The following is a 16,858-nucleotide window of genomic DNA, read 5'->3' as shown; positions in this document are numbered from 1 at the left end:
CAGATCTGATGACCACCGATGCGGGGCTTCCTCGGTCAGAGAGTCCCTCCAGCTCGCGCTCCTGCGGAACCCGAGGGCAGCTTGCTGGTCGACGAACTCGCCGAAGGCCGACCACTACACCTCAACTACAGCAAGCACCCCCCGGTGCTGTTTCGGTAGGTCCGCGCGGCCCGCGCCCTGCTGGCCAGGTGCTCCCCGTAGGGCCGGAGGCACCGAACTGCACTGTCAGCTCGGCCGGCTCTCGGGGCTGCTGGGCAACCTGGCCTTAAAAGGGAACATCATGAGCGAGTTCGCTGACACCGCCCCCTACTACGCCACCTACCGGCCCGGCATCCCCGAGGCTGCCGTCCGCCTCCTCAGCCTGACGGTCGTCGGCAAGCAGCACCCGGTCCTCCTCGACCTCGGATCGGGAACGGGGCAAGTACCCGCAGCCCTGCACGAGGCCTTCGCCGAGATCGACGTCGTCGAACGGGACCCCGGCATGCTCTCGGAAGCCGACAAGGCGCTGGCCAGCCTGCCCGACACGACGATCCGTCTGCACAACAAGCCGGCCGAGCAGTTCGTCCCGCCCCACGCCAACTGGGCGGCCGACATGGTCACCGTCTGCCGCGCGTTCCACTGGATGGACCAGCCCGCCGTACTGTCACTCCTCGACGGCTGCACGGCCAAGGACGCCGTGGTCGTCGTCATGGGAGATGGCAGCCTCTGGACGGCCCGCTCGGCATGGACGGACGCCCTGCGGTCTCTGATCCAGGAATACACCGGCAACGAACACCGGGCGGGCAAGGACAAGACCTACGCGGCGCACCACCGCCCCTACCGCGAGATCCTCGCCGAGTCCGCCTTCACGGACGTCGAGGAACACACCATCCCGGTCGAGCGGCCCTGGAGCCCGCAGACGGTCATCGGCTACCTCTCCTCGACGTCCTTCGCCTCCCGTCCCTTGTTCGGGGACCGGCTGCGGGAGTTTCGAGGAGCGGGCCCACGCCATGCTGACCGAACACGCCGACGCGGGCGGCCTGATCGAGCATGCGCGCTTCGACGTCCTGATCGCCCGCCGCCGCCCCTGAGCCTGGGGCCTGGCCGGCCTGATCGGTCATCGACTCCCTCTCGTCGTGCAGCCGCCCGTACGTACGGGCGCGCCGCCAGCACGAAGCCGACCCGGTGCGTCATCAGCACAGCCGCCGGCCCAGCGCCCTCACCGACTCCGTCGGCCGGGTTCACGGGGTGTAGGAGCCCAGGAGCACCCCGCCGAACGCCCCAGCGAGAAGGAACGGACCGAACGGGATCCTGGTCTCCCTGCCTGCCCGGCCCGCGAGCATGAGAGCGATGCCGTACAGCGCGCCGAGCAGGTACCCGACGAAGGTCCCGACCAGGACGATGGCCCAGCCGTACCAGCCCAGGACAGCGCCCAGGACGAGGGCGAGTTTCACATCGCCGAACCCGACGCCCTTGCTGATGAGGAAGAGCGCAAAGTAGCAGGCGCCCAGAATGAGGGAGCCGAGCAGCGCAGACGTCCAGCTTCCATCGGCACCGGACAGCAACGCGGCAACACCCAGCAGGACGAGTGCTGCCGCGGCAAGGGGCAGGGTGAGTACGTCGGGTAGCCGGTGCGACGCGAAATCGACGACGGCGAGCAGCACGCCGGCCGGAGCGAGCAGGAGCCAGACCACCAGCTCGGGGCGGGCCCCGGTGGCGGCCGCCAGCGCTGGGACCGTAAGAGTCGCAGTCGGCGCACCGAGCTGGCCCCAGCCACCCGCCCGCGATCCCGGCAAGGGGATGTCCGGCAGGACACGCTGCGCGCCACGGCTCATCGGGCGGCACCGAGAGCCGGTACGCGGCGCGAGGTATGAGCAGGCCCACGCCTGCACCCCACAGGACGGCCATCGCGGTGATCCAGAACGTTTCCACCGCACGGAGCCTAAGCTCCGCCGCGTGTGCGCGTGGGGCTGGCCGGCCTCGCTTGGGACAGCAGGGAGCCCGATGCGTAAATGCCGGGCTCTGTGCCGAGTCCAGGCCCCACAATCGGCGCAGCACACGAACCACCAGGAAGGCGCCGCACGATGGACGAACTGCGTTTCAACGCGCCCGTCGGGACCATGGCCATCGGCCACCGGGACAACAGCCTGATGCTCCTCAAGGAGCTCGGGGCACACAGCCTGCGCCTGCAACTGGAGGTGAAAACCCCGGCGGCCGTCGAGGCCGGTCGCGTGCTGATTCTGGACACCGTCTTGTGGGCGCCGTCCGACAACGGACAGCGGGGCATGCTCGGCACCGCCACGGCCACCGTTGCCTTCCGCCCCGACTCCGTCGAGCGCCCGGAGCTGCGCTACAGCGCGTGGACGGCCTCGTGTTTGGCGCGGGTACGGTCGGCGAACCGGTGCCCGGTGGGCCATGGCGACCCGTTCCCGGCCGATGCCCTGGGTGCGTTTTCACAGCCTGCCGGAGTCGAAGCGGTACGCGGAGGACGAGAGCGAGTACGCCGTCGTCCTGGAGCGTTACAACACCGTCCTTGATGCGTTGTTCGCTGGTGCGGACGTGCATGTGATCACTCCGCTCTGGACGACCGAAGCCGAGGTTCCGTCATCGCAACCCGTCACGGGGTATTGGCAGAGCCTGCTGGTGGAGGACGATCCTGACCCTGAGTTCCGCACGTACTGCCACCTCTTCGCCGCCCGCCAGCCCTGGCGGCGTGGCTGCATCGACGAGTTGCTCCGAGACATCGCCGATGACAAGGTGGCGGGCGTCCTCATCACCGACACCCGGATGCAGCGCGTCCACCACCCCTACGACGGTGGGGCCGACGTCTTCCTTGCCACGTGCGAGGAACGGGACCGGATGCGCGATCGGCATGCTGAGTGGCTTTCCCGTCATCTGTCGGGTCTCTGACCGGCTCGGAGCGCCGCCCCGCTCAGAATGGTCTCCACCGCAAGTACTGAGTTGAGGGGCTCCACGAGTTCCTTGGTGGCGACGGCCACGAGGCGCGCGGGTGCATCACCGTCCAGCAACGCGCTCACGTATTCGATGGCCTCCGCGGGCGAGAGCACAGGCAGCCTCTGGCGCAGTGCCCGCACAGCGTGCATGCGTCCGCGCGTAGCGGCGACTCCGCATAGCGCATCGTGTAGATCGTCTACTGCGGTGCGCACCGGCAGCCCACGTATCCGGGCTCGGTAGTCGTCCTCCCACTCTCCGGTTACCGCAGAGACGACGCCGATCTGGTGCAGTCCGCCGTCGACACGGTCGACCAGGTACGGCCCATTGCCGGCCAGCATGAACTCCGGGTTCCGGGTGCGTACGAACTCCTCGGAGGTCCAGTAGACGATCCACACCAGCTCGTGTTCCTCGACGTCGACCACAGCCATCCGTAGCGCGTCCACACCCGCAGCCCGCCACTTTTGGTAGTCGCGCTCCAGCTGCTCTTCGACAGCCCGAACGGCGGCTTCTCGCTCAATCACGCGTGCAGCGTCCCGTACGGGCCCCTCTCTAGACCAGCGAATATGCACGGCCCAGAGCCACGCACGAAGGGTCTGACGGACCCTCTTGCTCAGGAATACGACAGCTGCGGAACAAGTGCTCTGCGCCAGTATCCAAGACCCTCGGCTGCTGCCTGGAATGCCACGACGGCATCCCCGTCGACCCCAGCAGCTACATGCCCCCGCCGTCCGGCACGCACCGGCTGGCCGCGTGAGCCGACCCTCACGTGCTCTGTCCACACCACCGCCGGTGACCCCGGCGGCCTCTCACGATCTGGAGATCTGACCCATGCCCGACACCACCACGACCCGCCCGTACGGGCCGGACAGCCCGCTGGCGTTCCTGCTGGAGATGGCCGCCGACGCGTACGGCCCCGACGAGAGCGAGCAGCGCGAGAACGCGGAAACCGCCGCCGCCCACCACACGTACGCCGCCTACCCGCACACCCTCGCGCAGGCCGTGGAAGCCGCCGACTGGCAGGGACACCCGGCCACGGACAGCGGCGGCCGCCGGGTCGAGACGTCGGCGGTGGCGTGGCTGGACGGCGGCTTATGGCTGCACCACACCCTGCGCATCACCGAGCACGACGGCGCCACCGATGTCCTCGCGCTGGTCGTGCCGTGCACCTGCGGCCGCTACACCGACATCACGCTCGACGGCGAAGAGATGCTGCTCGAGCTGCTCGCGGAACTCGCGCCGACGCACGGCCGGTCGGTGCACGACGACACCGTCGGTGACTGCCGCAGCGTCTGCCCGTCGTCTGGATCAGGCCGTGGGGTGGCGGCGGGCGCGGAGCCAGCGGACACCCTTCACGGCGTAAACAGCGGTCAGGATCGGGAAGCCCGCGAGGCCGAGCCAGAACCAGGATTCCCCCACCAGGAAACCCAGCAGACCGCCGCCGAAGAGCAGCAGGGGTCCGACGGTCTCCAGTAGGTCAAGACGCGCCTCGCGACGCAGCGCGGAGTTGGCTTCCCGCAGTCGATCGATGACAGGCCAGAGCGCGATGACCTGCCAGAGGAACAGCACGAGAAAGATCCAGACGAACCAGCCGGGTATGCCCACGGCGCGCACTCTATCGGCCGCCTGGAGCCCTCCGAGGGAAGATCCAAAAGAAGCACCCCAGGGCCGTACCACTGCTGGACAGACACCCGCCCCTCAGCACTTCTCCGTCACGAGGGGCGAGTGCACATCCCAGCATGCCCGACGCCCGGCACCGCCCGGACCGCATGTGATCACACAGCAAGAGGCGCACCCCCTAACGCCTGGAAGCACTCGGGGTGCGCCTCTCCTCATCCCGCCCGAAAGGGCAGAACGGAGACTCCATCATGCACGCTGAGCCCGCCTTACGGCAGCGCTCGCGGATACTCGCGCTCGCCGCCGTCGCGGTGCCCCTGGCCGTCGCGGTCGCCGACGACGTCAGGGTCCGCCGGCACCTGCAAGCCGCCCGCCGAGACCCGCTCACCGGCCTGCCCGGCCGCGACACCCTCACGGCCCGCACCGCGTCCCTGGCCCGTACGCACCGCGACCTCCTGCACGTCCTGGTCGCCGACGCCGACGGCCTGAAGACGGTCAACGACACCCTCGGACACGCCGCCGGCGACACCCTCATCGCCGCCATCGGACACCGCATCGGGGCGTGGGCGCAGGCCCGCGGCGGCATCGCCGCACGGCTCGGGGGCGACGAATTCGCCGCCGCCGTGCTCCTCGCGCCGACCGCGACCGTGCGGGAGGTCGACGGGCTGCGCCAGCTGCTCGCGCAGCCCGTCGACCACGCCGGGCAGATCCTCAGCCCGGCGGTGTCCATCGGCACCGCTCGCGCCGCCGACCTGCCCGACGCCGCCGACACTGGCCGCCTGCTGCGCGGCGCGGACATGGCCATGTACCGGGTGAAGACCGGCGAGAAGCCGCCCGGCTACCTGGCGACCCGCCACGACGCCTACACACCCACGGTCCACGGACGACGTCCCGGCCGCCCCGGCACGCACCTGCCCTCGGATGACCCGCCGCACTCGCAAGACGCCGCTGTGGGAGCCGGGCTGCGTCCCGGCTCCCGGCGGCCTGCTGGACTGGCGCGACGCCCGCCACTTCGACCGCTGGCAGGACCTGCCGTGCGTGCTGTGCCAGCAGCCGACGCCGATGCGCTCCCACTACGGAGAGCCCGTCCACAAAGCCTGCGCAGAGGACTGGATCACCGCGAACCCGGCCGAGGCCGCCCGCCGCGGCCGGTTCGCCTCCGACATCCAGCCCAAGCGCCAGCGCGACGACGACCACGCCTGACCCTCCCCCCTCTTCCTGGAGAGCTCTGCCATGCCCGGACTTCGCTCCGACCTGCCGGCCTCCGACCGGATCACCTTTCCCTACACCGCCTCCCCCACCGCTTGCCAGCGCCAGCCCGCCCTCTTCTCCCACGAAGCGACCACCACCCCGGCGGCACAGACCGGCATCGAGCAGGCCAAGCAGCTGTGCTCCGGCTGCCCGATCGCAGCAGGCTGCCTCAAGTGGGCACTCGCCCACGCCAGCGAGGCGCGCCTGGGTGTGTGGGCAGGCACCACCGCCCGACAGCGCACCCAGCTCCGCCAGCGCCTGGCCGACCGACTCGGCACCGACTGGGTGACCGTCGTCGCCGACCACGACCAGTGGCTGCGCCAGCAGCGCCAAGCCGCCCGGCATACCCCGCTCACCGTCCGCGAAGCCCGCATCGTCCGCCTGGACCGCGACGTCAACGGACCCCTGCCACCGCGGCCGCGGAGGCTCACGCCGGACGAACAGCGGCGCAACATGAGCCGGCTCCTGACCGCTGCCAGTGCACCGGCCAGGAAGGCGGGATGACCATGGACCACAGCGGCATAGCGGTCACTCTGCACGGCTTCCTGTACGACGAGGCTGTGCGCGGCGACCAGTGCGAGACCACCGCCCGCTTCCGCCTCATCGTCTCCCCCACCGACGAGGTGGTGGACGAAATGGTCATACCCTGCACGGCCACCACCCCCCGCGCTCGCGGCTGCCGTGCTGCACGACCTGGCCCCCGGCGACCAGCTCCGCATCACCGGCTACCTCTGCCTGCCTCGCACACCGGATGAGCCGATCTGGCTGGACGTCACCACGCTTGAAGTCCTGTAGGCGGCGCCGCTGCCCTTGGCGGCCGACGAGGCGGGCGGCTTGGACGCAGAGACGATTGCCGAGCTCACTGACCTGTTCGAGGAACTGGACCTGGTGGACCTCACCCGGGTTGTGCTCGACACCACGCGGCCCGAAGACCGGGGCGCGGTCATCCGCGCGATCGACGACGTGCTCGGTGACATCGCCATCCCCGGCGTGGAGGACATCGACCCGTGACCGCCACTCGCGGCCCTGGCACCGCGGCCGCCGCCCACGCGGCGGCCACGCACCCGCAACCGGGTGCGGGTGCACGTTCCTTCCCCTTCACAGCAGGAGGTCACCGTGCCCCCGATCCGTCTGATCTCGTTCGGCTACCTGCACCTGTCCACCGGCCCGGACGGCTCCCCTATCCCGCCCGCCGCCGACTGGATCGAGGACGTCCGCGACCGGCTCCGCGACCCGGCCGCTGCCCGCGACATCCTGGACCTCGACGGCTTCGACCCCCGCGTCCAGGACGTCGTCCTGAACACCACCAAAGCCCGCGAACCGCTCGCCAACCTCGCGGCCTACGCCGACCTCCCGGCTGGCCCCCGGCGTATCGCCATCGGATGTGCAGGCGGGAAGCACCGAGTCGTTGACCGGACTACCGGTGCCAATAGGCTGCGCCGCCCAGTTAGGAAACTAGGTCGTTTCTGACGGCTCTTGGACGGTGTCCCGGAGCCAGATGACGATCGCGGTGACGGTGAGGGTGCCGTTGAAGATGTAGTCGCGTTTGTCGTATCGGGTGGCCACCGCGCGGAACTGTTTCCACTTGTTGATGCACCGCTCGACTGCGTTGCGGCGGCGATATTGGGCCTTGTCGAAGGCCGGGGGCCGGCCACCGGAGCGTCCACGGCGCTTGCGGTGGGCCCGTTGGTCGTCGGGCTGCGCGATAGTGGCTTTGATGCCGCGTCGCCGCAGGTAGGCGCGGTTGTCGCGGCTGGAGTACGCCTTGTCGCCGCGTACCCGGTCCGGCCTGCTGCGGGGGCGGCCCGTGCCGCGGCGCCGGATGCGCAGGCCGTCAAGCACCGAAGCGAACATCGGGCTGTCACCGCGCTGACCGGGCGAGGTCAGCCAGTGCAGCGGGCGGGCCCGGTCGTCGGAGAGCAGATGGACCTTGCTGGTCAGCCCGCCCCATGAGCGCCCCAACGCCTCCCGTCCATCTGCCTCCTCACGCGCCCCACCCCTTTTTGCGGGTAGTCGGCCGGGGGCTTGCGGGGTGCCCCGGCCGCGTGCTGATGCGCCCGGCAGGAGGTCGAGTCGATGTTCACGGCCCATTCCTGGCGGGCAAGCGCCCCGTCCGGGTCGCCGGCGTCCGCCTCGATCTGTAACTCGCGCAGGACGGCCCTCCAGGTGCCGTCGGCCGACCAGCGGCGATGACGCTCGTAGACGGTCTGCCAGGGGCCGTACCGTTCTGGCAGGTCAGGCCAGGGCACCCCGGTCCGGGCCCGGAACAGAACCCCGTTGATCACCCTGCGGTGATCCGCCCATTGCCCGCCCGGCTTGCCATTAGAGGGCAGGAGAGGTTCGACCTTCTGCCACTGCGCGTCCGTGAGTTCGTGTCGCCGCACCATTCGAGCGTCCTGCCCGGACAACCACGAGATCCACCCAGCCCACCAAGAGCCGTCAGAAACGGCCTAGTGGAGATGGCCGACTGAGGGGGTATGTGTCAGCCGCACCGCATGAGCGCGGTCAGCCACTCGTGGGTCTGTCGCATGAAGCTGCCTGTTGCACCGTTGGGCCACCCGCGAGAGATGCCGTCACCCACTCGAGGTTGTCCTCTTCTCCTTTGACGACCGGACTGATCGAAATTTCCCCGCGACCTACCTCTTCCAGTGCTTCATCCGGTTCCAATGCATTGTCGTCGCGCCGCCACGACATACCGTCGCGATCACGGAAGAAGATCCATCGGGCTTCGATGTACACCTGCGAGGTTGGAAGAGCCCGGGGTTTCTTGCCGTAACGCAAAGCACCCGGATCGATCACTAGCTCTGTACAGGGACCCACGCTTGGCAGAACGTCATAGAGGAGGACCCTGTCGGCATACATGTGGTCTGGCACTTCAAGGCGCTTGTTGGACTCATCCTTGAGCAAGATCTCAACGGCCAAGTACACGTTGGTCACGGGATCTGGCGACCTGTTCATGATGTGCAACTTCATCGGCTCATCCTGCTCGCGGTCTGCCCAGTACGTCACGCGCATCGCCTGCTCACGAGACGCCTGCTTGGCCGTCTCCCGTGATTGTTCAAGCTGGTCCTGAGCCACCAGGGCCCCATAGAAGGTAGCCACCCCCGTGAAGGCCAGGCTCCCGATACCCACAATGACCGATATGACGGTGCCCAGCATCACCCAGGGAATTCGCTTCCACCACCGCGCAGTCTCATCCACCACTTGAGCTGGCGACTCCTGCTGCGTCGCCAGTTCCGTCTGTTCGGCCCGTTCCCTGGGGCGTAGACGGTTTGGGGCAGGACGTTGTCTGGCCAATCGCAGCAAGACTTGGCGGTTGTCTGCCCCCATGCATGCCCCCTCATTGCCTAGAGCGCGGAGGACACATGGCCCAGCTGGCCTGCTCCCGTCGCGTGCCCGCCCCAGATGGGCTGGGCTCATTAAAAGATGCCTCATCATGATCGTTCTCTTAGTCCGGAAAAGAGCAGCTGCACTCACCGAACTGCTCGCCCGCGAAGTCCGCGCCCGTGGCCGCCAGGCCGACGTTGACCACCTCCACATCCATCTGCCGCGCGTCCTCACCGCAGCCGACACCCGCACCGGAGCAAGCACATGACAGCCAAGACCCTGCACGACCTCAAAACCCGCGACGCCGACCACGCCGCGCCTGCCGAACAGTTCTGGATCCCCAACAGCGAAGACGCGGAAGGCAACGGCTTCCTTCTCCACAGGGAGCTGTACGTCACCGGCATCGACACAGCACACGATGGAAGCCCCTACCCGGACGCATTTGTCATGCTCGGACACCAGCGGTGGACCGTCATCATCGAGGCCGCCGCCGCGTACATGGCTCACGTCCATGACTGGCGCACCCTGCACCTCTACCCGGGCGACGACCCGTCGGAAGTTATCCCTCGGATCCCGCGTGCCGTCCACACACACGGCGTCTTCTTACGGCACCAGCACCCGGATACCCCGTGCGGCTGCGAGTGGGAAGGCACCTGGCGCCTGCTCTGGGCAACCGGCAGCGAGCCCGGCGCGATACCGATTACCGCCATGCGGCACCCCGCCGCCCCCGTAACTGCATCCGGTCTCCCCGACCCCGATCAGGGCACCGCGACCTGGGCGACCTCCGAGAGGACCCCTGCGCGATGACCACCAGCCCACCCACCACTTCCAGCCGTGCCACCCACCCTGCTGCCACCATCCCCACCAACAGGAAGGCCGCCCATGACTGCTGACACCATCCCGCCGCGCCCGCCGATCGTCGTCTTGTGCGGGTCGACCCGGTTCTGGGACGCGCTCACCGAAGCCGCCCTGTACGAGGCGGCGGCCGGCCGGATCGTCCTTGCCCCGGTCTGCGACCTCAGGACCCCGCATCCGCTGTGGGACGACCCCGCCCGTGCCGACCGGCTCCAGCGCGTCCTGGGCGACCTCCACCTGCGCAAGATTGACCTCGCCGACGACGTGCTGATCGTCAACCCCGACGCCTACATCGGCGACAGCACCCGCCGCGAGATCGAATACGCCCGCAGCCTCGTAAAGCCGATCCGCTACACCCACCCGCAGGCCGGACGCGGGGACTCCTGAGAGCCGCTCCTCTTCAAGCTCGTTCTTGCCCAATTGGGCAAGAGGGAAGATGGCTCGTATGACGACTGGAGGGTGACCGGCGCTGCAAGCTCCGCCCGTCCGAGCGTGCGGTGATCGCTTTGGCATACCTGCGCCGACATGATCCGCTGGCTCAACTGGCAGCGGGTTTCCGTGTCTCCGTCGGCACGGCCCACGCATACGTCACCGCCGTCGTCGAGCACCTGGCCGCCAAGGCGCCGGGTCTGCTGAAGGTCCTGCGCGAGGAAGATCCCGACTACGTTCTCGTGGACGGCACGCTCGCCGAGTGCGACCGAGTTGGTGACGGCCGGGCGGACTACTCGACGAAGCACAAGCGGCACGGTGTGAACGTGCAGGTCATCACCGACCCGGCCGGCCGGACACTGTGGCTCTCGCCCGCTCTGCCCGGCCGCACGCATGACCTGACCGCCGTCCGCACACACAAAATCATCAGGATCTGTGAACGCCAAGGCGTTCCCGTCCTGGCCGACATGGCCTACATCGGCGCTGGCGAGTGGGTCACCACCCCGAAACGCCGGCCACCGCACGGCGAACTCACCTCGACCGAGCAGACGGTCAACCGAGCCTTGTCCGCCGCTCGCGTACCCGTCGAACGAGGAGTCGCCCGCCTGAAATCCTGGCGAATCTTCCGTCGCGCCCGCTGTAGCCCGAACCGCATGACGTCAATCGCCAAGGCCGTCCTCACCCTGGAGCGGCACCGCTGAAAAGGCTCAGTCACTCATCCCGATGAAGTCGTCTACCTGCACCGACGATCAGAAGACTCAGGACAGCAGGTACCGGACGCTCCGTGATCCAGCCGGAAAAGACAAAGGGCCCGGGTTCCACCGACGACGGTGGAACCCGGGCCCTTTGTGCGTCTCAGGGCGCAGAGGTCAGCCTGGCGTGTGCTCTTGCTGGCCCGCCAGTTCGTTCAGTAGCGCCGCGTACTCGGCAGGCTGCTTCTCGCGAAGCATCCTCAGCCACACCGGCGCACCCTCAGCGAACGCTGGTGGCTTCATCTTCCGTTGGAGGTGGGTCACCACGGAGAACGGGCCGTCGTACGGGAGTCGGCGAGGCTGTGCAGCGTCGTCCTGCGCCGTCTGGTCCGGGGTCTGGGTGTCCGGGGTATTAACGGCGTTAACGGTCGGTGCCGTGGGGGAGCTCGGTGACACCGCACCTGCGGAGGTATTAACGCCGTTAACGGTCGACGAGTGCGGAGCGGTCGTCACCGATGTGCTCGGGGAGGTATTAATGCCGTTAACGGTCCACGCATCGGACACCTACGGCGGTGTCTTCCTCAGCCTCCTGGCAATCTCGCCCTGCGACCCGTGAACCTCCACCAACTCCTGGCTACGCATGGAACTACTGCTCCTTTCGCCACGGCGGTCTTCTACGCGGGCAGTGCAGACGGCTCTGCCCGCCCACGTGGCGGTGGGCGGGCAGATGTGTGAAGAGCTCAGTTGGAGCGTGTTGAGGCGCCGTAGCTGTCGCCGTGGCGGAGCACTGTGACGGGTGCGGTCGGTGCCGGCCACGCCTGGATGAGGTACCACTCAGTGACCTCGTCAGGGGCGAGGTCGACTGCGGTGTCTCGGCCGCGGGCGTGAATGCGCAGCCGGTAGTCGCCGGGTCCGTTGAACGATAGGACGGGAAGTTCTTCGTCCAGGTCGTCCATCAGGCCGCGGACCATGAGATCGCCCGATGCGGAGTGCGCGGAGAGCTCCACGATCTCCTGCCAGTCGTCGTTGCCGGGTGCGGGGGCGGTTTCGTGGAACGTGACGGTGACGTCCACGTCGCCGGTGTGGATGCCGGTGTGGACGACGGTGACACCGTCGGTGACCTGAACGAGTCCGTTGTGCTCCAGTTCCAGATCTGGGGCGGTGGGTCCCTCTTCGTCGCTGATGTTGAACTGGTGGTACTGCACCGGGACGCGTCCGCTGCCCCGTTCGACCTCGTCGCTCATCCGCAGTCCTTAGTCGGGGTGCCGGCTATTTGATCCACACCAGGAACCGGTCTTTCTCGATGATGCGGTTGTACAGGTAGAAGAGGCTCAAAGCCCGGCCGCCGCCCGTGTTCTGCTTCGCATCGATCATGCGCTGGCTGTAGCTACCGCCCGTCTTGGCGCCCTGCCACGTTGAGGCGAAGGGGTACTCATCACAGGATGCCAGCAGTGGACGCGGGAGGCTGGTGGGGCAGGCCGTGTTCCGATTCTGCGTGATCTTGGCCTTGTCCGTGAGCCGGGTGAGATAGCTCGTGGTGCCGTGCTTGCCCGGCAGGTTCTTGACGTTCTGCGCGTCCTCGATGTGCTGGGCGAGCTGCGGGTACTCGCCTGTCTTGGCGTAGACCATCTCTGGGATGTACGGCATTACGCACCCCGGCTTCGACGTGCCCGGAACCGCGTTGTCGCACCGAACAGGAGGCGTCGGCAGGTAAATCTCGTTGCTGGGGGTGACTCCGGCCTTGGTGAACACCCATGCCGCCGTAGCCTGTCCTTCTCCGACCTGTCCCTTGGTCGAGGTATTGATCGTGGTCTCCAGGAAAAACTGCCCGACAGCGTCCTTGCTCGAACTCATCGGCTGGGAGGGAAACTTGCTGTCGGTCGCCTTGCACTTGCCGGCGCACGTCACCTTGCCCGACGCGTTCATGCCAACAGCCGAACCGGTGGCGGACACCTGCATCAATTCCACCTGATACGCCCAGTTCTTCACATCCCGCCCGCTGTAGGCGTACGCGCGCACCAGGTAGTGCATGGTGCCGACCGTCGCGCCAGTACGCGGGTTGATGACATTCAGCGTGGCGGAGAAGATGCCACATGCCTTGAAGCGGTTGACGTACCACTTGCCGCTCACTCCGTCGTCATCACACCATGCCGGGGTGGGCCAGGCGGAGACGGCGGAACGCATCTCGGCCGTGAGCGGGGTGCTGTCCCATGTCGTACACGGGATCGGTACATCGCTTCCGTCCCGGATGGCGGCCAGCATCCGTGTCCGGCACATGATGGAGAGACTTTCGGCGGCCGCCAACGGGTCGGGGCTGCCGATGCCTTCTTCCTGCGCGCCCTCATCTCCTGGAGCGTCCCCCAAGACGGCTGGTGCGCCGTCTTCTGTCTCCGGAACAGGCTGGGAGATGTCGTCGTCCAGTTCCTCGGACGAATTCTCCAGGTCCTCCGGCAGCGGTGTGTCGTCGGCGGGTGCCAGCGCGGCGCTAGCAGACTGCACAGTGTCGGCCGCAGCGTTGGCAGCTTCGGACGCCTGGGCAGTAGTCAGGTAGCTGCCTAACAGCCCCACCACAGCCGCTCCTGTGGCCAGGAATTTCCTCAATCTCAAGATGTGCCCCCTGTTTTGTCAGCAAGCAGGACGCGAGACCTGTCATGCCCGCGCCCGGTCGCGTTGATCAAAACACAGGAGAATCACAGCCTGCTCATAGATCGGCAAGCGTTTCCCGCCACTCTTGTGCCGTTCCGAAACATCAGACCACGGGACACCGAGCGGGCCGCTCTCCTGGCGGCGACCGCTTGCGGAGCAAGGCAACCGCCCTGGAGAGGCCGGCAACCGTTGCTGCAGGAGAAGGGGAAAGGGCGTGGCGATACCACTGACAGACAAAGAGGGCCCGGTCCCGCTATCGCGGGCCGGGCCCTCTTCTCGTTGCAGCTGTCCGAGAGTCAGGCTGACGTGTGTTCTTCCTGCTGCACCAGGTCGGCCAGCAGCGCCGCGTGCTCGGCAGGCTGTTGCTCGCGCAGCATCCTCAGCCACACTCGAGCACCCGCCGCGAACGCGGCCGGCTCCATCTTCATATTGAGGTGGGTCACCACGGAGAACGGGTCGTCGTACGGAAGCCGGCGAGGCTGCCCGGCGTTGTCCTGCGCCGTCTGCTCCAGGATCTGGGGCTCCGGGGTATTAACGGCGTTAACGGCTGGCGTCGCGGGGGAGTCCGGTGACGCCGTACTCACGGAGGTATTAACGGCGTTAACGGCCGACGAGTCCGGAGCGGTCGGCACGGATGCGCTCGGGGAGGTATTAACGCCGTTAAGGGTCGACGCATCGTGCTGCTCCGCTGACTTGCTGTGCCGTCGCTGGCGCGGGGTCTTGGCGGCCGCGATGGCCTTCTGCGCCTCGCCCGCCTGCTCTTCCTTGGGCAGTCGGCCGATACGACGAGCGGGCTCCACCTTCAGTTCGCCGGCCTCGACTTGCTCCTGTAGCTCTGGCGTGAGCTCCAGGAGCGCAAGACGCTGCGATACCCAAGGCGGCGTCTTCCCCAGCCTCCTGGCCACCTCGCCCTGCGATCCGTGGACCTTCACCAGCTCCTGGATCGCCTTCGCCTGATCCAGCGGCGGGACGTCCACGCGGTGGATGTTCGCGATCAGGGCGGACTCCACGATGTCCGCCGCAGTAGCGGCAAGATCGTCGTTGACATCGATCCGCAGCTCGGGAAGCCCGGCGAGCTTTGCAGCCGCCAGGCGCCGATTGCCGTCGATGACGACGTACTCGGCTGTCTCACCGAGCTTCGCTTCCTGGCCTGGGTGCGCAGTCAAGAAGGCCGCGCGCCGCACCACAGTGACGGGCTGGATCTGTTTGACGCGCAGCGACTCCGCCGTCTCTTCGATCTCGGTGAGCTCATCGCGCGGGTTGAACGGGTTTGCTGCGAGCAACTTGAGCTCTACAGAGGCAGGAGGCCGCTTGCCCTCCCCGTTCATGATCTGCTGCCGGGTCCGGATCCGGCGCGGCGCCTGCTTCTCGCCCGCCCCGTCTTCCCCGCCCATGCTGAACCCCCGGGTGACCCGGTCCTGAGGGGGTGTCATACGGCAAGCTCCTTCGCCAGATCGCGCATCACCTGCGCGTGTTCACTTTCGGGGGCGTACTCCAGCAGCGGGATTTCCCCGTCCGCTGCCTCCCGGCCTTCCTTCAGATCGCCGATCACGGCGAGGACGGGCGGGGAACTGCTCTTCTCCCACTCGTCCTTGTTCTGCTTTACGAGCTTGCCGCGTCGGCTGTCGTACGCGTTGATGATCAGGCCGATGTAGTCGACCTGGATCCGGCCCTTCTTGCACAGGTCGTCCATCTGGCGGCTAAGGAGGCGGAACGCCCGGTGGGAGGCCTTGTTCGCCCAGACCGGCGTGATGACGCCGGACCGGTCGGCGAGCTCTCCGTCACGGCGGCGGACGTAGTAGAGCGCGGTGTCCATGTTCAGACCCAGGCTGGGCGGTCCGTCGATGATGATGACGTCGTAGTCGGCCTCGAGGGGCTCCATGGCCCGTTCCAGAGCGGCCTCGCTGAAGCTCACCTTGGACAGGGCGACGTCGCGCAGGAACGCGTCGTCGGATGCGGGAAGCAGGTGGAGCCGCTCGCCGAACCGCTCGCCGTCCAGAGCCACGAGCAGATCGTGTATGTCGCCCTTCGCGGTTCCGTCCATGTGCATCATCAGGGTCTCGACGTCGTCCTCGTACATGAGCTCCTCGAAGCCGAGCTCCGCAGTGAGGTGACCCTGCGGGTCGTAGTCGACGATGAGCACGCGATGGCCGGCCTCCGCCAAGGCCTGCGCGATCCCCGACGACAGGAACGTCTTTCCCACGCCGCCCTTCTGGTTGGCGACTATCACCCGCACCACCGGCTGGGCTACCAACGGGGCCGTGGGGGAGGGGTGGTTGTCGAGCCACAGCGTGAGTGCCTGCGCCAGCCCCTTGACGTAGGTGACACCGCGCTCTGAGCAGGCGGCCTTGAACCGGTCCGGCTCACCAACGGGGAGGAACGTCCCCCATGTCTTCGCCCCGTCGGTCGTGACGTTCGGGAGGTCGTCGGTTTCGGTTGAGTACCAGGCGTTGATCGCGTGCTCAGTTGCGTCCTGGATGTCCATTCCGTGCTCAAAGGCGCGGATCTTCAAGTGTCGGCGCAGCTGGGGAGTGAGGGCTGTAATTAGCTTCTCTCGTTCCCCCCGAGGGCTCGGGATGCTCATGTGGCCGAACATTACTAGGTCGACAGCCGAAGTGGCCGTAACGGGGGCCAACTCGCCATCTCCGGAGCCGAGACTGCTTGCCGTCCTACGGATCTGTTCCAGGGCCTGGAACAGCGGCATGTCCTGAGCGGCGGCCGGGGCCGGTACAACGGCCGCAGTCGACGTGGCCGGGAGCGGGCCTCCTGCCGGGACAGCTGCGGCTGGGTGGCGACGGACAGTGCGGACAGGGCGAGCACGTGTACGAGACCCACCAGTTTCTTGATCACATCCAGGGTTGTTGCGCCCGCCGCCCGGAGCGGGAGAGGGGGCACCTGCCGTGGACTCACTTGTCCGGCGCATGAGTTCACGCGCAGAAACGCCACAGCAGCCAGTCACCGTGGAGCCGGCAACGTCGGGGGCCGCTCAACGCCTGGCGCTCCCGTGGAGCTCTTAGAGGTCGTTTTCACCTCAACTGCCCCGGTATCGGAGGATTTCTTTGCTGTCGGACGGCGGTGCGGAAGCGGCGACAGATGCGGTCGGGGCTTGT

General features: G+C 67.6%; 17 protein-coding genes and 3 pseudogenes. 12 read left to right on the top strand and 8 right to left on the bottom strand.

The features are described 5' to 3' along the window. The first annotated feature begins 280 nt into the window (after window positions 1–280). The gene (locus ACIRPU_RS42210; protein WP_403877905.1) at window positions 281–1,324 is read left to right on the top strand and encodes a class I SAM-dependent methyltransferase; all 1,044 of its coding nucleotides are present in this window, start codon (window positions 281–283) and stop codon (window positions 1,322–1,324) included. Here ACIRPU_RS42210 and ACIRPU_RS42205 read toward each other — a convergent pair. Beyond that, window positions 1,221–1,887: pseudogene (locus tag ACIRPU_RS42205) on the bottom strand (prepilin peptidase). The gene ACIRPU_RS42210 and the pseudogene ACIRPU_RS42205 sit on opposite strands and share 104 nt — an antisense overlap. A gap of 176 nt (window positions 1,888–2,063) precedes the next feature. On the opposite strand from ACIRPU_RS42205, the gene ACIRPU_RS42200 reads away from it, so the two are divergent. Together ACIRPU_RS42200 and ACIRPU_RS42195 are read left to right on the top strand one after the other, a co-directional pair. Then, window positions 2,064–2,516, top strand: coding sequence for a hypothetical protein (locus tag ACIRPU_RS42200; RefSeq protein ID WP_403877902.1), 453 nt, complete (start codon window positions 2,064–2,066; stop codon window positions 2,514–2,516). Continuing rightward, a complete protein-coding gene (locus ACIRPU_RS42195; RefSeq protein ID WP_403877975.1) occupies window positions 2,416–2,889 on the top strand; it encodes a hypothetical protein in 474 nt (157 codons plus the stop codon). The genes ACIRPU_RS42200 and ACIRPU_RS42195 overlap by 101 nt, the downstream gene beginning before the upstream one ends. Here the strand turns inward: ACIRPU_RS42195 and ACIRPU_RS42190 are convergent. Continuing rightward, entirely contained in the window at window positions 2,871–3,455 is a 585-nt protein-coding gene (locus ACIRPU_RS42190; protein WP_403877899.1) for a YrhB domain-containing protein, read from the bottom strand. The two genes, ACIRPU_RS42195 and ACIRPU_RS42190, sit on opposite strands and share 19 nt — an antisense overlap. A gap of 307 nt (window positions 3,456–3,762) precedes the next feature. On the opposite strand from ACIRPU_RS42190, the gene ACIRPU_RS42185 reads away from it, so the two are divergent. The 6 genes and pseudogenes from ACIRPU_RS42185 to ACIRPU_RS42160 all read left to right on the top strand — a co-directional run bounded on the left by ACIRPU_RS42185 (window position 3,763) and on the right by ACIRPU_RS42160 (window position 7,269). Continuing rightward, window positions 3,763–4,407 (top strand): hypothetical protein, encoded by a 645-nt coding sequence (locus tag ACIRPU_RS42185; protein ID WP_403877896.1) that lies wholly within the window; start codon window positions 3,763–3,765, stop codon window positions 4,405–4,407. Window positions 4,408–4,799: 392 nt separating this feature from the next. Further along, window positions 4,800–5,309, top strand: a pseudogene (locus tag ACIRPU_RS42180) (GGDEF domain-containing protein); the annotation flags it as partial. Window positions 5,310–5,469: 160 nt separating this feature from the next. After that, window positions 5,470–5,751: a hypothetical protein gene (locus ACIRPU_RS42175; RefSeq protein ID WP_403877893.1), complete on the top strand. Its 282-nt coding sequence runs from the start codon at window positions 5,470–5,472 to the stop codon at window positions 5,749–5,751. A 30-nt stretch (window positions 5,752–5,781) separates the two neighbouring features. After that, window positions 5,782–6,303: a WhiB family transcriptional regulator gene (locus ACIRPU_RS42170; RefSeq protein ID WP_403877890.1), complete on the top strand. Its 522-nt coding sequence runs from the start codon at window positions 5,782–5,784 to the stop codon at window positions 6,301–6,303. A gap of 306 nt (window positions 6,304–6,609) precedes the next feature. Continuing rightward, window positions 6,610–6,810: a hypothetical protein gene (locus ACIRPU_RS42165; RefSeq protein WP_403877887.1), complete on the top strand. Its 201-nt coding sequence runs from the start codon at window positions 6,610–6,612 to the stop codon at window positions 6,808–6,810. Window positions 6,811–6,915: 105 nt separating this feature from the next. Next, on the top strand, window positions 6,916–7,269 hold the full coding sequence (locus tag ACIRPU_RS42160; protein ID WP_403877884.1) for a hypothetical protein: 354 nt from the start codon (window positions 6,916–6,918) through the stop codon (window positions 7,267–7,269). Here the strand turns inward: ACIRPU_RS42160 and ACIRPU_RS42155 are convergent. Together ACIRPU_RS42155 and ACIRPU_RS42150 are read right to left on the bottom strand one after the other, a co-directional pair. After that, window positions 7,255–8,183 (bottom strand): IS5 family transposase gene (locus ACIRPU_RS42155; RefSeq protein WP_403877972.1). Its coding sequence is split into 2 segments (ribosomal slippage): window positions 7,255–7,802 and window positions 7,802–8,183, totalling 930 coding nucleotides; the frame shifts between segments, so codons are not numbered across the junction. The genes ACIRPU_RS42160 and ACIRPU_RS42155 overlap by 15 nt on opposite strands. Before the next feature lie 121 nt (window positions 8,184–8,304). Then, window positions 8,305–9,129 carry a hypothetical protein gene (locus ACIRPU_RS42150; RefSeq protein ID WP_403877881.1) on the bottom strand — a complete coding sequence of 275 codons (825 nt, stop codon included), beginning with the start codon at window positions 9,127–9,129 and terminating at the stop codon, window positions 8,305–8,307. A gap of 261 nt (window positions 9,130–9,390) precedes the next feature. Here ACIRPU_RS42150 and ACIRPU_RS42145 point away from each other — a divergent pair, with 261 nt between their 5' ends. From ACIRPU_RS42145 to ACIRPU_RS42135, 3 genes and pseudogenes are all read left to right on the top strand, one after another. Continuing rightward, the gene (locus ACIRPU_RS42145) at window positions 9,391–9,933 is read left to right on the top strand and encodes a hypothetical protein (protein WP_403877879.1); all 543 of its coding nucleotides are present in this window, start codon (window positions 9,391–9,393) and stop codon (window positions 9,931–9,933) included. Window positions 9,934–10,008: 75 nt separating this feature from the next. After that, window positions 10,009–10,368 carry a hypothetical protein gene (locus ACIRPU_RS42140; protein WP_403877876.1) on the top strand — a complete coding sequence of 120 codons (360 nt, stop codon included), beginning with the start codon at window positions 10,009–10,011 and terminating at the stop codon, window positions 10,366–10,368. A gap of 68 nt (window positions 10,369–10,436) precedes the next feature. Beyond that, a pseudogene (locus ACIRPU_RS42135) lies at window positions 10,437–11,111 on the top strand (transposase family protein); the annotation flags it as partial. Window positions 11,112–11,842: 731 nt separating this feature from the next. Here the strand turns inward: ACIRPU_RS42135 and ACIRPU_RS42130 are convergent. The 4 genes from ACIRPU_RS42130 to ACIRPU_RS42115 all read right to left on the bottom strand — a co-directional run bounded on the left by ACIRPU_RS42130 (window position 11,843) and on the right by ACIRPU_RS42115 (window position 16,452). After that, window positions 11,843–12,346, bottom strand: coding sequence for a hypothetical protein (locus ACIRPU_RS42130; protein WP_403877873.1), 504 nt, complete (start codon window positions 12,344–12,346; stop codon window positions 11,843–11,845). A 25-nt stretch (window positions 12,347–12,371) separates the two neighbouring features. After that, complete coding sequence (locus tag ACIRPU_RS42125) at window positions 12,372–13,673, bottom strand: NucA/NucB deoxyribonuclease domain-containing protein (protein ID WP_403877871.1); 1,302 nt, start codon at window positions 13,671–13,673, stop codon at window positions 12,372–12,374. Window positions 13,674–14,044: 371 nt separating this feature from the next. Continuing rightward, window positions 14,045–15,181: a ParB/RepB/Spo0J family partition protein gene (locus ACIRPU_RS42120; protein WP_403877868.1), complete on the bottom strand. Its 1,137-nt coding sequence runs from the start codon at window positions 15,179–15,181 to the stop codon at window positions 14,045–14,047. After that, window positions 15,178–16,452: a ParA family protein gene (locus tag ACIRPU_RS42115; protein ID WP_403877865.1), complete on the bottom strand. Its 1,275-nt coding sequence runs from the start codon at window positions 16,450–16,452 to the stop codon at window positions 15,178–15,180. Before ACIRPU_RS42115 ends, ACIRPU_RS42120 begins: the two co-directional genes overlap by 4 nt. Between the last annotated feature and the right edge of the window lie 406 nt (window positions 16,453–16,858).

This window comes from Streptomyces sp. NPDC102259 (assembly GCF_044766465.1).
Lineage (GTDB): Bacteria > Actinomycetota > Actinomycetes > Streptomycetales > Streptomycetaceae > Streptomyces.
This window is presented reverse-complemented; position numbering and strand designations above follow the sequence as displayed.